The organism is Halostagnicola alkaliphila (genome assembly GCF_055379965.1).
The window spans coordinates 387,165-400,265 of the sequence record NZ_AP043824.1 but is presented as its reverse complement, the minus strand read 5'-3'; the positions used below and the strand labels follow the sequence as shown (position 1 = coordinate 400,265).

Annotated in this window: 14 protein-coding genes; 11 read left to right on the top strand and 3 right to left on the bottom strand. The window is 60.3% G+C overall.

What is annotated here, in order from left to right; all coding sequences use genetic code 11:
- Positions 1-121 precede the first annotated feature (121 nt).
- From ACZ5C7_RS01675 to phoU, 10 genes are all read left to right on the top strand, one after another.
- Positions 122-838 carry a DUF8159 domain-containing protein gene (locus ACZ5C7_RS01675; protein WP_464374659.1) on the top strand — a complete coding sequence of 239 codons (717 nt, stop codon included), beginning with the start codon at positions 122-124 and terminating at the stop codon, positions 836-838.
- Between the two features lie 699 nt (positions 839-1,537).
- Positions 1,538-2,503 (top strand): TIGR03885 family FMN-dependent LLM class oxidoreductase, encoded by a 966-nt coding sequence (locus ACZ5C7_RS01670; protein ID WP_464374658.1) that lies wholly within the window; start codon positions 1,538-1,540, stop codon positions 2,501-2,503.
- 203 nt (positions 2,504-2,706) lie between these two features.
- Positions 2,707-3,234 (top strand): hypothetical protein, encoded by a 528-nt coding sequence (locus ACZ5C7_RS01665; protein WP_464374657.1) that lies wholly within the window; start codon positions 2,707-2,709, stop codon positions 3,232-3,234.
- A 140-nt stretch (positions 3,235-3,374) separates the two neighbouring features.
- Positions 3,375-3,602 carry a hypothetical protein gene (locus tag ACZ5C7_RS01660; protein ID WP_464374656.1) on the top strand — a complete coding sequence of 76 codons (228 nt, stop codon included), beginning with the start codon at positions 3,375-3,377 and terminating at the stop codon, positions 3,600-3,602.
- Positions 3,595-4,974 carry a fibronectin type III domain-containing protein gene (locus ACZ5C7_RS01655; protein ID WP_464374655.1) on the top strand — a complete coding sequence of 460 codons (1,380 nt, stop codon included), beginning with the start codon at positions 3,595-3,597 and terminating at the stop codon, positions 4,972-4,974. The genes ACZ5C7_RS01660 and ACZ5C7_RS01655 overlap by 8 nt, the downstream gene beginning before the upstream one ends.
- A gap of 256 nt (positions 4,975-5,230) precedes the next feature.
- On the top strand, positions 5,231-6,274 hold the full coding sequence (locus ACZ5C7_RS01650; RefSeq protein ID WP_464374654.1) for a PstS family phosphate ABC transporter substrate-binding protein: 1,044 nt from the start codon (positions 5,231-5,233) through the stop codon (positions 6,272-6,274).
- Between the two features lie 14 nt (positions 6,275-6,288).
- On the top strand, positions 6,289-7,281 hold the full coding sequence (gene pstC, locus ACZ5C7_RS01645) for a phosphate ABC transporter permease subunit PstC (protein WP_464374653.1): 993 nt from the start codon (positions 6,289-6,291) through the stop codon (positions 7,279-7,281).
- The gene (pstA, locus tag ACZ5C7_RS01640; protein ID WP_464374652.1) at positions 7,278-8,177 is read left to right on the top strand and encodes a phosphate ABC transporter permease PstA; all 900 of its coding nucleotides are present in this window, start codon (positions 7,278-7,280) and stop codon (positions 8,175-8,177) included. Before pstC ends, pstA begins: the two co-directional genes overlap by 4 nt.
- Position 8,178: 1 nt before the next feature.
- Positions 8,179-9,039: a phosphate ABC transporter ATP-binding protein PstB gene (pstB, locus tag ACZ5C7_RS01635; protein ID WP_464374651.1), complete on the top strand. Its 861-nt coding sequence runs from the start codon at positions 8,179-8,181 to the stop codon at positions 9,037-9,039.
- A gap of 18 nt (positions 9,040-9,057) precedes the next feature.
- Positions 9,058-9,717, top strand: coding sequence for a phosphate signaling complex protein PhoU (phoU, locus tag ACZ5C7_RS01630; protein ID WP_464374650.1), 660 nt, complete (start codon positions 9,058-9,060; stop codon positions 9,715-9,717).
- Positions 9,718-9,922: 205 nt separating this feature from the next.
- On the opposite strand, the gene ACZ5C7_RS01625 is transcribed toward phoU, so the two are convergent.
- On the bottom strand, positions 9,923-10,936 hold the full coding sequence (locus tag ACZ5C7_RS01625) for a metallophosphoesterase family protein (RefSeq protein WP_464374649.1): 1,014 nt from the start codon (positions 10,934-10,936) through the stop codon (positions 9,923-9,925).
- A gap of 287 nt (positions 10,937-11,223) precedes the next feature.
- Here ACZ5C7_RS01625 and ACZ5C7_RS01620 point away from each other — a divergent pair, with 287 nt between their 5' ends.
- A complete protein-coding gene (locus ACZ5C7_RS01620) occupies positions 11,224-11,520 on the top strand; it encodes a hypothetical protein (protein ID WP_464374648.1) in 297 nt (98 codons plus the stop codon).
- A 96-nt stretch (positions 11,521-11,616) separates the two neighbouring features.
- Here the strand turns inward: ACZ5C7_RS01620 and ACZ5C7_RS01615 are convergent, their stop codons facing one another.
- Together ACZ5C7_RS01615 and ACZ5C7_RS01610 are read right to left on the bottom strand one after the other, a co-directional pair.
- Positions 11,617-11,877 (bottom strand): hypothetical protein, encoded by a 261-nt coding sequence (locus ACZ5C7_RS01615; RefSeq protein ID WP_464374647.1) that lies wholly within the window; start codon positions 11,875-11,877, stop codon positions 11,617-11,619.
- Between the two features lie 14 nt (positions 11,878-11,891).
- Positions 11,892-12,848 (bottom strand): TIGR03557 family F420-dependent LLM class oxidoreductase, encoded by a 957-nt coding sequence (locus ACZ5C7_RS01610; RefSeq protein WP_464374646.1) that lies wholly within the window; start codon positions 12,846-12,848, stop codon positions 11,892-11,894.
- Between the last annotated feature and the right edge of the window lie 253 nt (positions 12,849-13,101).

Here is a 13,101-nt window from a genome sequence, read left to right as displayed (position 1 = left end):
CCGGATAACGGATAGTCAGGCAGTCAACTGATGGCGTTTTGTCCCCGATTCTCCCCGACTGTTCCCTATTCGCGGCCGTCTTACCTCGAGTGTTAACGACGATACCGGGACAGTGGTACCTATGAAACGCCGAACACTGTTGGCAGCCGCCGGAGTAGCCCTCGCAGGCTGTACTACCACCACCCCCGACGGGGAGACCGGCGATACCGATGCGGGTGCCGGGAACGAGTCAGAGGATGAGAACGAGTCAGCCGCAGAGAACGACGCGCAAAAAGATGAAAGCGAGGAGAACGCGAGCGATGCCGAGAACGAATCCGAAACCGAGGAGCTGAGCGACGAGGAGATCATCGAACAGTTCAGGTCGACTCTCGAGGACGCCGGATTCGAACGGGTCGACATCGAACGCGCCGACGACAGTCTCGAGGTCAGTTACGACGCGACAGGAACCGGCGAGAGCGACGTTGCAACCGAAATCGAGCTGATTACGGACGGCTACACGACCACCGTCGAAGAGGGGTTGTCGCTCGTGTATCTCGAGGCGTCCGCGTACGATCAGAACGACGGCGACGTGCTGGATTCGTTCGTGATCGAAACCGAATTGGTCGACGCCTATCTCTCGGGCTCGCTCGAGTGGCACGAGTTGCTCACCAGCGTTGCGGACACGTTCGTCTCATACGATCGGGACGATGAGTCCGTGTCGAGTGACGAATCGAAATCGGACGGGGAGGAAGAAACGGAAGACGAAGCGGAAACCGAAGAGGGGGCTGCTGAAGAGGGCGAAAGCGGGGAAAACTCCGATTCCAGTGGCGACGAGGAAGCCGAAAACGGAGACGAGTGAGAGGAAGCCGGTGAGAACGAAACGGTAACGGTGTACGCGTTCCGGTCGAGTCCGGCTTCTCGTTTCTCAGGTGAGGCTTCAGTCGCCGATCCGTCCCAATCAACGAACACTTTTCGAGTTCCATTCGCTGATTCGTATTCAGCCACCAGATAGAGTGAGCGATAATGCCGTTGCCGACCTTCTCAATCGCTGATAACGGATCGGCAGCGATACTCGATACCGATCGGAGTATACGCGTTCGGAAAGGCGATCCACGCGCCGTGACTGGTCGACATTCGGCGTCTCGAGTTGAGAGCGTTCGGCGGTCGCGAAACCGCAGCGGAGCTGATCGAACACCGCGACCAGAATGTTTTCTGAGCCGGCAGCTACAAGGGCGCTATCGCGTTGGGTCCAACCCATCGTACGTGCCCATTCCGGAACGATTCACAGCACTGTATCCGGAGATGGGACACCGTCAACCGTGACAAGGAGCGACTCGAATACCAGCCGAACTGAGTCGTTTCCGACCGGTCAACCGGATGGGATGGTTACCCATCGGTCGATCTCTCGTTGTGCACACGCGGGCTGGGGAGTTAAGTGACGGTTCGTGGATGAAACGAGCGTGACGACGTCGATACCTGGCAGGCCCCCGGATTCGAATACCGCAGCCGTTTCGCGAACGAATCGGAACGCAACGACCGACAGGGCGGTGGTTCGGTCGTGACTGAACTCGGCTACCACGCCTCCCACGAGCAGTTCGCGCCGAGCGATCTGCTCGAGTGGGTGCAACTCGCCGACGAGCTGGGCTTCGAGCACGCTCTCGCGTCGGACCACTTCCATCCGTGGAGCGAACAACAGGGCGAATCGGGATTCGTCTGGTCGTGGCTCGGATCGGCGATGGAGGCGACGTCGATGACCTTCGGAACCGTCAACGCACCCGGCTATCGGTACCACCCGGCCATCGTCGCACAGGGGGCGGCCACCCTGCGAGAGATGTACCCGGAGCGGTTCTGGCTCGCCGTCGGCAGCGGTCAGTTGCTCAACGAAGGCATCACGGGAACGGACTGGCCGGTGAAAGAGGAACGGAACGCCCGCCTCGAGGAGTGCGCCGAAATCATGCGCCGGCTCTGGGACGGCGAGGAAGTCACTCACCACGGCCGCGTCGATGTCGAGCAAGCGACGCTGTACTCTCGGCCCGAAACGCCGCCGCCGCTGATCGGCGCTGCGCTGTCCGAAGAGACGGCGAGGTGGCTCGGGGAGTGGGCCGACGGGATGATCACGATCGCGACGCCGGATCACGAGGACGACGCCAACCGGGTCGACGCCTTCCGGGAGAAAGCTCCGGACAAGCCGGTGTACCTCAAGGCCCAACACTCCTACGACACCGACGACGACGCGGCCCTCGAGGCCGCGACCGAGCAGTGGGGCACCAACTGCGTGCCGGGAACGGTCACGCAGGAACTCCGGACGGCCGCGGATTTCGACGAGCTTCGCGAAACGGTCGACGCGGAACAAGTCGAGGAGAACGTCCGCGTCTCCGGGGATCTCGAGGATCACCGCGAGTGGCTCGAGGCGGACTTCGATCTCGACGTCGAGAAGGTTTTCGTCCACAACGTCAACACGAATCAGGAGGCGTTTCTCGAGGCGTTCGGCGAGAGCGTTCTGCCCGAGTTCGATCCCTCGTAGGCTGTCAGATCATTCGCTTCACAGTAGTTGATTCGATCGGTAGTGACGGATTTGAAGGACCGTTTTCGAACTATCCCGTTGCTCGGAACTCGGATCGATCCGTCCCCGTTGGAATATATTTTTGGCCCCCATATGTTCAAATACTAGTTCAATATAGGTATATTATAATCGGTTATTAGTCTCAGCGTTTCACTCGAAACCGCATGTCGGAACACGACATCGAACCGGACGGTCAGTCCGGTCCCAACGACGAGGAGCCGAACGATGAGTATGATTCTAGCGGAGGTGAAGCGAACGACCAGCACGGCACCAGTGAGGTCGAACGAACCGAGGACCGAGCAGTAACCGCGACTCGGCGCGGCGCGATGGCGCTGGCGGGGCTCGCCGGGCTCGGATTCGTCTCTTCACAGTCGGCGTCGGCCGCTTCGGGCGGCCCGCCCCACTACAACTGGCGAGAGGACGTCGACGCGGGCAACCACGCTCTGAAGGGGCTCGGTGAAGTGCGGACGAGCGATAATCCGGCCCCCATCCGGGACTTCGCCGGTCGAAACCTCAGGATCGACGACGGTTCCTTGCACGCCGACGGCGATAGAGACCTCCCGGACACCGACGCGGATCTGACGTTTCACGTGGGCGGCGTCTGGGTGGGAAGCGACGACCCGCTCGAGGAGTTTCCGGACCACGTCGAAGAAAACGACCGGTGGTACGATACGGGAGAACTCGACCGATGAGAGCCAGAGAACGCGTGCTCGTCGACGGTTGCTGGCGGACGGTAGCCCAGCCGCAGTCGACGGACGACGATGCAAGCTCGACCGAATGAACGACCAGAACGCCATCGACTCAGATCAGCACCCGATCGACACCTTCACCAATGACCCAACGAACGACAGAAATCACACCGGAAGAGTTCGCCGATATCACCGACCACCTCGACGAGTGCAAAGAAGCGATCGACCGCCTCAAAATCGCCGTCGAAGCCGAAAGCATGGAAGAAGGCAAGGGCTTCGAGTACGAGCGGATGGACCGCTACGAGACCGCAATGAAACGGATCGAACAGGCGATCGAAGCGCTCGAATCCGAGGCGGAGAACTATGAGTGACGTCATCCCTTACGCGCTGTTGTACGAAACCGAGACGGGCGATCCGACCACGGTCATGGGGATCAGCTGGATCGACAAAACTGGCGACGGCGGAGATACGCAGGTCGTCGAGTACGGACGCGAGGGCGATTCCGTCGAAGGGACGGAAAGCGACGGCGGTGAATTCATCCCGAAATCGAACGAAGTCGACGACCACGACGAAGCGTACGTGTACCACACCGTGTTGGCTGGACTCGAGCCGGGAACGCGGTATTTCGTTCGAATCGATTCCAACGAAACCGTCGAGCACGAGTTCGAGACGTTCCCGGAGGAAATGCCCGAGTCGTTCGACGTGGCCGTCAGCTCCGATCACCACCCGTGGCGCTCCGGCGTCGGAATGGTCGACCAAGGGATCGGCGCGGCGGTTATGGAGAACTTCGCCGAGAAGGAATACGACATGATCCTCGAGCCGGGAGACTGGATGACCTCCGCGGCAACCGCCTCGGAGAACAACACGTGGACGTGGTTGACGTGGTGGGAGGACGCCTTGAGCGCGATGGACACCGACAAACTGTACCCGCGATTCGGTTGCGCGGGCAACCACGAAGTCTCGGCGATCACGTCGGGTACCTGGAACGGAAGCAAGGACGACTGGGACTACGAGGACCTCACGCCCGAGACGGGATACTTCCAGCTGTTCTTCCCCAATCTTCCGGCCCTCGAGCCGACGGGAGAGAACTACGGCACGATCACCATTTCGGATTACGTGCAGTTCATCGCCCTCGACACCTACTCCGCGTTTCCGGTGGATCAAACGGCGTGGTTCGAAGACCAGATTCGGGACGATATTCCCTTCGTCGTGCCCTTTACCCACGCCGCGTGGCTTCCCGGCGCTGCACGGGGCGGCCAGAGCCACACCGATCTCATGCGGCTCATGCGAGAGGAATGGGCTCCGATAATCGCCGACGCCGACAACGTCTACTTCACGCTCTGCGGGAACGAACACGCCCGCAAGGTGACGTACCCGTGGGATGTTGTCGACGAAGAGCCCGCCCACGACGAGTACTTCGACCTCGGGGACGATCAGTACATGATCGTTCGCGACGAGGGTAAAGAGGGCGTCTGGGGATTCGGCGACGGCTGGCCGAACGCCCGGACAGAGGATCCGCCGATCGGGACGTGGTACCTCAACGTACAGGAGTTCGAAGACGTCAGCGAGGCGAACGTCAAGACCGTCAGATTGGGTTCCGACGCGTCGATCGAGGTCACCGAGTGGGATCAGTACGGACACATGATCGACCGTCACCGGGTTCTGGAAGCTCCGCGGGTTCGAAAACGATTGCTCCACGAAACCGGTCGGAACGATCTCGAGTGGACGCCTCAGACGGACTGAAAAAGAGATAGCCACGGAAGCAGTGGATCGGATACGCATCGTTTGCCCCCGTTCGAGGTCGGTTGTGCGACAAGCAGTCGACCCAATCATTTCGTTCGTTCTCGCTCGAACGGGTTTCGAATCCTCGTCATCGATCACGTCTTCGACCGCCCGTTCGTGCGATCTATTGTGACCTACATAGCAGTCTATTGCGATACTCGAGTAGCTATATAGATATTATAATTAGCTTTATACGATCCACGGAATCACTCAGGTGATGTCGGACAACAAGTCCGGACGAGCCGGTTTCGGTGGGGTATCGAGGCGAAACTTCCTGACGATCAGTTCGGTAACAGGTATCGCCAGTCTCGCTGGCTGTAGCGATTTCCTCAGCGGTGGAAGCGGCGACGGTCCGTCCGGAACCATCGACGCGTCCGGTTCGAACACTGTCGCACCGATCACGTCGTGGGCCGGCGAAAACTTCGAGAACGAATACCCCGACGTACTGGTAGACGTTGCACCGGAAGGGACGGGTGCCGGTTTCGAAGAGTTCTGTCGTGGCAATTCGGGCGTCCAGAGTGCGAGCCGGGAAATCACGGAAGACGAAATCGACCTCTGCGACGAAAACGACGTCGAATACGGGTTTCTCGAGGTCGGTCTCGACGGGCTGTCGGTGGTGAAAAATTCCGAGAACGATTGGGTGGACAACATCACACTCGACGAACTACAGTTGATCTGGGAATTCGACGCGACCGACGAGGTAACTCACTGGAGCGACGTTCGCGACGAATGGCCGGACGAAGCAATGCAACTCCACGCTCGTGACAGCGCGTCCGGAACGTTCGATTATTTCACGGAAGCCATCAACGGCGAGATGGGTGACATCCGCGACGACTACTCTGCGACCAGCCAGACCAACGAAATCATGGGTGCGGTCGCGGACAACCAACACGGTTTCGGTTGGGGCGGTCTGGGCTACCTTCGAGACATCGAAGACGATCAGCCGATAGAGGCCGTTCCCGTCGAAAGCGACGAGGACGGCGATTTCTATCTGCCGGAGCAAGACAACATCGAAGAAGGACGCTACTCGCCGCTGGCTCGACCCCTGTTCGCGTACGTCAATCTCGCGAGCCTCGAGGAGGAACCGGACCTTATCGGTTCCTTTGCCAGGTTCTACACCAACAACGCTCAGGAGTTCGCTCGCGACGAGGGGTTTTACGCGGCTCCCGACGAGGTCACCGAGGAAAACCACGACAAGATCGACGAGTGGCTCGAGCAAGTAGACTCATCGCCGGATGACCTGACCGTTCAACGCGACTAATCCCGTAGGATACGATGAGCACTAAAACCAACCCGGAGCCGGGTATCGCCGGCGGCGGCGCACGGGCCGATCAGGACACGAACCGACGAGTTCGACGTGCGCTCTTCGGGTGTACCATCATCACGGTTCTCACCACGCTCGCGATTTTTTTCGTGTTGATTGACAACGCCGCAAGTTACTTCTTCGGTGCCAAGTTCACCGAGATGCTCACGGGTGCAAGCCTCGAGCAAGCCGTCACCTTCACCGAATTCTTCACGGGAACGAGATGGGCACCCGACCACGCGACGCCGGCTCACGGCGTGCTCCCGATCGTGTTCGGGACGATCGCGATTACGGTCGGTGCGGCGTTCGTCTCGATCCCGATCGGAACGGCGACGGCGATTTACCTCTCGGAGTACGCTTCCGAGGGAGTCCGAGCAAAGCTCAAGCCGACGCTCGAGATCCTCGCCGGAATTCCGACGATCGTCTACGGCTACTTCGCGATAGCCTTTATCAACCCGGTCGTCATCGGCCCGATCGCGGATGCGTTGTTCGGCATCAACGTCGGACGCTACAGCCTAATTTCGGGGATGCTCGTCGTCGGTATCATGACGATTCCGATGGTCTCGTCGATCAGCGAGGACGCGATGTCGGCCGTTCCGGACGATCTTCGAAACGGTGCGTACGCGCTCGGGTCGACCAAGTACGACGTCTCGACGAAGATCGTGCTCCCGGCGTCGCTTTCCGGCGTGTTCGCGTCCTACATTCTCGCCGTTTCGAGGGCTATCGGCGAGACGATGGCCGTCTCGCTCGCGGCGGGTTTTAGCGCGAACATCACCGCCAATCCGTTCGACGAAATCATGACGATGACGGCGTACATGGTAACGATGGCGCGGGGCACCTCGGCGGTCGGTACCGTCGAGTACCAGAGCCTGTTCGCCGTCGGATTACTGCTGTTCGTCATGACGCTCACGATGAACTTGCTTAATGACTGGTTCAAACGCCGTTTCCAGGAGGAGTATCGATGAGTACCGAAACTGACGACACCCTGTTTACCGACGTCGACCTCGGCTGGGAACACCGCAAGAACCGAATCTTCCTCGCGCTCATCTTCGCCGCGTCGATGTTCGGCGTCGTCATGTTAGCGCTGCTATTACTCGACGTCGCCACCGACTTTTACACGGGGATCACCGAGTACAACATCAGTCTCGGTGACTTTTTCACCCGAGACGGTTCCCGGCGAGAGGAGTTGACCGGATTCAGAGGGGCGATCGTCGCGTCGATTTTTCTCATGGTCCTGACGGCGATTCTGTCGTTTTTCGTCGGCGTCGGCTCGGCGATTTACCTCGAAGAGTACGCGCCGGACAACCGCACCACTCGACTGATCGAGGCGAATCTAGCGAACCTCGCCGGCGTTCCGTCGATCGTCTACGGACTGTTAGCGCTTGCGGCGTTCGTCAACGGAGTCGGAATGGGGCCGATCCTGCTCGCTGGTGCAATCGCGCTCTCGTTGTTGGTCATGCCGATCATCATCGTCTCGACCCAGGAAGCCCTGCGGGCCGTTCCCGACGGCGTCAGGAACGGTTCCTACGCCACCGGCGCGACGAAATGGCAGACGATCCGCAAGGTCGTGCTCCCGGCTGCGATCCCCGGTATCATGACGGGGACGATTCTGGCGCTCGCACGGGCCATCGGCGAGACGGCCCCGTTGATTATGGTCGGGGCGATATTCGTTAATCGCGTTCCGTTCGGACCGTTCGACCGATTCAGTGCGATGCCGACCCAGATCTACAATTGGGCGAACGAACCGAGCCAACACTTCGTTCACCTCGCGGCGGTTGGAATCGTCGTGTTGCTCGCGTTCATGTTCGTTATGAACGCCGTCGCGATCTACATACGAAACAAGTACGAAACGGAGGTATGAAATGTCACTAGATCAATCTGAATCCGCATCGACGACCGAGGGGGACAACACGCTCATCACGACGAACATCAATCCACCCGAAACCGACCGAGGGCCGAGCCGTTCGGAATCCGTCGTCACCGCAACTAATCTCGACGTGTACTACGGAAATGACCAGGCCCTCGATGGGGTCACCATAGACGTTCCCGAAAACTGCGTCACCGCAATTATCGGCCCTTCGGGCTGCGGAAAGTCGACGTTCCTCCGGTCGATCAATCGAATGAACGACCAGATCGACGCCTGTCGCATCGACGGCGAACTGTCCTTCCACGGCAAGAACGTCTACGATGAAAACGTCGATCCCGTCGCACTCCGTCGGAAGATCGGAATGGTCTTCCAGAAACCGAACCCGTTCCCCAAGTCGATCTACGACAACGTGGCCTACGGGCTTCGGGTTCAGGGGCTCGACGAGGACGTCGACATCGACGACGAAGTCGAACGCGCGCTTCGCGGTGCCGCGTTGTGGGACGAGGTCGAAGACCAACTCGATTCGAGCGGCCTCGACCTCTCGGGCGGGCAACAACAGCGCCTCTGTATCGCTCGAGCGATCGCTCCCGATCCCGAGGTCATTCTGATGGACGAACCGGCGTCGGCGCTGGATCCGGTCGCGACCTCGAAGGTCGAGGACCTCATCAGCGACCTCGCCGAAGAGTACACCGTCGTCATCGTCACCCACAACATGCAACAGGCGGCCCGAATCTCCGATAAGACCGCCGTCTTCCTGACCGGCGGGAACCTCGTCGAGTTCGACGACACGGCGAAGATTTTCGAGAACCCGGAACACGACCGCGTCGAAGACTACATCACCGGCAAGTTCGGCTGATCGTAACCGAATACAATCATGTCACGAAACGACTATCAGCGACAACTCGAGGAGCTTCGAGACGACGTACTGGAGATGAGCGACACCGTCTGCGGACGGCTTCGGCGGGCGCTCGAGGCGCTCGAGCGCAAGGACGAACAACTCGCCGAAGAGATCATCACGAGCGACCACGAGATCAACGACCGCTACCTCGAACTCGAGCAAGACTGCATCGAACTGCTCGCGCTCCAGCAGCCGGTGGCGGGAGATCTCCGATTCGTCGCTTCGTCGTTCAAGATCATCACCGACCTCGAGCGCATCGGCGATCTCGCCGTCAATCTCGGCGAGTATACGAAACGAGCCGAACGAGACCGGTACCCGGACATCGACATCACGTACATCGGGGAAGAGACCGTCGAAATGGTCGAAGCGGCGATGGAAGCGTACGCGACGGACGACGCCGCGGCGACGTCTCAAATCGCCGAGTCGGACGACGAAATCGATGCACTCTGCGAGCGGGCCAGCGAAGTCGTCGTTCAGGATTTGCTCGAGACGGAAGCGGAGAACCGGGCGAACCTCGACGACGTTTCGCGGATGCTCCTGACGGTTCGAGACCTCGAGCGGGTCGGCGATCACGCTGTGAATATCGCCGCACGGACGTTGTACATGGTCGAGAACGATGACGAATTGATCTACTGAACGGATCCGGTTGCTATCCCGTAGGGCTCGAGTGCCGCGAAAAGCAACACGTTGGGATAGCCGTCGTCGACGAGGTGTGAAAGAGCCGGACGGAACGTACGAACGCGTCGAGCGTCGGGCGACGGCTCGACCCACGATGCTCACGAGAGCTTCATGCGGGCCGCGCGAAACGAAAGATCCGGGTATCTGAGACGTCCCGGTGTCGTCACGGTCCGCGTCGATTCGACACCGGCTCTTCTCCGATCAACGGTTCGCCGTCGACGCGGGGCGGTTCGTACAGAACCGGAAGATCGTCGAGCGTGCTCTCCGTGATTCCGAGAAGCGACCGCCGGAACGCCGGTCCGTCCGCCGCGAACTCGTAAGCTTCGTCGCGGCCGGACTCGCTGGCGTGAGAGACCAACCAGACGTTCGTTCCAGTCTCGTCGACCTCGAGCAAGCAATACGCCTGGGGATACGATGCGATCGCGGGCGCGACGAGCTGGCGAATCCCGCCGCGTTTGACCAGCGACGGCAAGTGGTGATGACCGGCGACGACCAGCGAAACGCTGTGGTTCTCGAGGACCGAGTGGAGCCGATGTCGGTCGCGAATCGTAAAGGTGTCCCACGGACTGACGGTACAGAGCGGTTCGCTCACGATCGGAAACGGATTGTGATGCGAGACGACCACCGGTGTCGTTGCATCCGCGAGTTCCGTATCGAGCCACTCGAGTTGTCGTTCGGAGACGCGTCCGCGGTGGGTGTCGGCGTACGGTCCGTCCGACCCGGCCGAACTGTTCACTACGAAGAGGTCGACCTCGCCGAGTCGGTGACGGACCGGCAACGACCCCGACGCGTACCGATCGGCGAACGCCGCCGCGGACGGGCAGTCGTGTTCGTCCCCCCGAGTTCGAAGGTCGTGGTTTCCCGGGGTCGCGAGAAACGGCGCAACGAGTTCGTCCAACAGGGCGTCGACCCGGTCGTAATTCCAGGGCTCGCCGTCTTTCGTGAGGTCGCCGGGAACGACCACCAGATCCACGTCGCGCCGGTTGACGTCGTCGATCACCGCCCGGAGCCGCTGTTCGGTGCGATGAAAGACTCGATGGGTTCCCCGAGACCGGGTCGCGACGTGTGGGTCCCCCACGACCGCGATTCGTGTGAGATCTGCCGTTCTCGGCCGCTCGAGTCTGGCGAACAGGACGCGGTCGCCGACGTCGGCGAGGGTATCGGCGGGCCCCGTCATCGCCACGCCCTCAGTCGGGCCGGGTGGTTCCAGTGTGGGTATCGCGTCCGCCGGGTCGATTCGACGCTACGGTCGCACAATCGTCGAGCCATACCGCCGGTACGACGGCGGGGTAAAACATCATTTATATTATATCTACCGTTCGCTATAGGGCAATCATAGCCGAGGGTCGAACACTGATTTCGGCGGAGGAAGACGGAACAGTATTGAGCGGTACGGATCCCTATACACCGCCGTACACGACTCCTAGAAAGGACCTTGTGGCGGGTCGTGGTGCTCTCTACCGGATGTCCCCCCAACCGTCCGACCACGCGTCCGTCCGAACCACTGCTCCGGATGACCGCTCTCGCGTCCGATCTGAAAATCGCGGCCGCTCGCGCCGACGCACGTCCGACCGACCGAGTTCGCCGAACCCGAATTCCGGATCGAAATCCCGCCAAGAAGACCGGTTCGAACACTCCTGTCCGGTTTGCGGGTTCGACGACGAAACTCGAGCGAACGTCTACGAACACCTGCTGAGTAGCCACCGAAAGTGTACGATCACGAGCACGTTACTCCAACAGCACGTCGATCCCGAGTCGTGATCGTGCCGGTTCGAGCGGATCGCCGACGATAATTCGCTGTGTCGGATCCGCTCTCAGGAGAGACAAAGTAGACAGTACGGATAGCGAGTATACTGGTCAGAACGGGAGAGAAATATGATCCCTTAACTGCTGAATTGACCCGCAGGTAGTATGGCGTCCAGCACAGCGCCACCCACCGCGACCGTCGAAGAGAATTCGGGCTGCGTACGTGGGACGTTCGAACGCGACGGTGACGTCGTACTCCTCGAGCAGCGTGGGCCAGTAGTTCCGGTCGGGTGCTATGCGCGTTCGGACTTGAATGGCGAACGGTTTCTCGAGTGCTGGATCGACGTCGCGTATCCAGACCAAGAGGGTCACTGTTCCGCTATCGCTCAGTCGATCGCGGGCAGCACTTCCTCCTCGTAAAATTCGACGAACTCCGCTTGATCCGGTCCGATCTGGTGGATCGTGATGTGATCGAACCCGGCACCGACGTACTCACGAATCGTCTCGATGTGCTCGTCGGGATCCGAGCCGCAGACGACGAGTTTCGCAATATCTTCCTCGGAAACCGCCCGTGTCGCCTGCTCGAAGTGAGCCGGCGTCCGAATCGACCACATGAGCTCTCCGGGAAGCCCCGCCTGGGGCCAGATCTCGTGGGCGGTCTCGAGGGCTTCCTGCTCGTCTTCGGCGTAACAAACGTCGATTTCGGCGTACTTCGGCTTTCCGTCGCCGCCAGCCTCCTCGAACTCCTCGACCAACTCCTCGTCGGGAGCGACGGCGACCAGCCCGTCGCCGATTTCGCCCGCAGCTCGAGCCGCGTTCGGGCCGTCCGCGGCGATGGGGATCGGCGGCAGCTCCTCCGGAAGCGTGTAGACGCGAGCGTTCTCGACGGTGTAGTAGTCACCCCTATAACTCGTCGTTTCTCCCTCCCAAAGGGTCCGGATGATGTCGACCGCTTCGCGTAACATCTCGAGGCGGACCTCGTGTTCGGGCCATCTGTCGCCGTAGATGTGCTCGCTCAGATTCTCACCGGTGCCGACCCCGAGGAAGAACTGACCGGGGAACTGCACGCCGGCAGTCGCCGCCGCCTGCGCGATGATCGCCGGATGGTACCTGATGATCGGACACGTGATCGCGGTTCCGAGCCGAAGGTCATCCGTCGCCTGGGAAATCGCGCCGATGACGTTCCAGACGAAAGGGCTTTCCCCCTGTCTCGAGGTCCAGGGGTGGAAGTGATCGGAGATCATCGCGTACTCGAAGGCGGACTTGTCGGCGAGTGTCGCGTACTCGACGAGGTCGTTCGGGCCGTGCTCCTCGCAGATGAGTTTGTAGCCGATTTCTGTCATGGTATCGTGTTCAATGAACCGGTCGGCGGAGGCTCGATCGACGATTGCACCGTCTCGGACTCGACTACGGGGCGGTTGGGCTGATTCCGGTCGCCGATCAACAGTACAAGAAAAACGACCAGAATCAGACACTTAATTCGTACACTTGCAGTCGTTTTGCCCGGCGGACGAAACGATATTCGGCACGGGTCGGAGCTTGCGACGTCGTTCGAAGGCTATCGATCTCCAACGGTTCAGAGACCAGCTACTCGAG

What these genes read in the sequence shown, in the direction of transcription:
- pstC (WP_464374653.1), top strand. Translation starts at nt 6,289, where the DNA reads ATGAGCACTAAAACCAACCCGGAGCCGGGTATCGCCGGCGGCGGCGCA.
- pstA (WP_464374652.1), top strand. Translation starts at nt 7,278, where the DNA reads ATGAGTACCGAAACTGACGACACCCTGTTTACCGACGTCGACCTCGGC.
- phoU (WP_464374650.1), top strand. Translation starts at nt 9,058, where the DNA reads ATGTCACGAAACGACTATCAGCGACAACTCGAGGAGCTTCGAGACGAC.
- pstB (WP_464374651.1), top strand. Translation starts at nt 8,179, where the DNA reads ATGTCACTAGATCAATCTGAATCCGCATCGACGACCGAGGGGGACAAC.
- ACZ5C7_RS01675 (WP_464374659.1), top strand. Translation starts at nt 122, where the DNA reads ATGAAACGCCGAACACTGTTGGCAGCCGCCGGAGTAGCCCTCGCAGGC.
- ACZ5C7_RS01610 (WP_464374646.1), bottom strand. Translation starts at nt 12,848, where the DNA reads ATGACAGAAATCGGCTACAAACTCATCTGCGAGGAGCACGGCCCGAAC.
- ACZ5C7_RS01650 (WP_464374654.1), top strand. Translation starts at nt 5,231, where the DNA reads ATGTCGGACAACAAGTCCGGACGAGCCGGTTTCGGTGGGGTATCGAGG.
- ACZ5C7_RS01625 (WP_464374649.1), bottom strand. Translation starts at nt 10,936, where the DNA reads ATGACGGGGCCCGCCGATACCCTCGCCGACGTCGGCGACCGCGTCCTG.
- ACZ5C7_RS01665 (WP_464374657.1), top strand. Translation starts at nt 2,707, where the DNA reads ATGTCGGAACACGACATCGAACCGGACGGTCAGTCCGGTCCCAACGAC.
- ACZ5C7_RS01655 (WP_464374655.1), top strand. Translation starts at nt 3,595, where the DNA reads ATGAGTGACGTCATCCCTTACGCGCTGTTGTACGAAACCGAGACGGGC.
- ACZ5C7_RS01660 (WP_464374656.1), top strand. Translation starts at nt 3,375, where the DNA reads ATGACCCAACGAACGACAGAAATCACACCGGAAGAGTTCGCCGATATC.
- ACZ5C7_RS01620 (WP_464374648.1), top strand. Translation starts at nt 11,224, where the DNA reads ATGTCCCCCCAACCGTCCGACCACGCGTCCGTCCGAACCACTGCTCCG.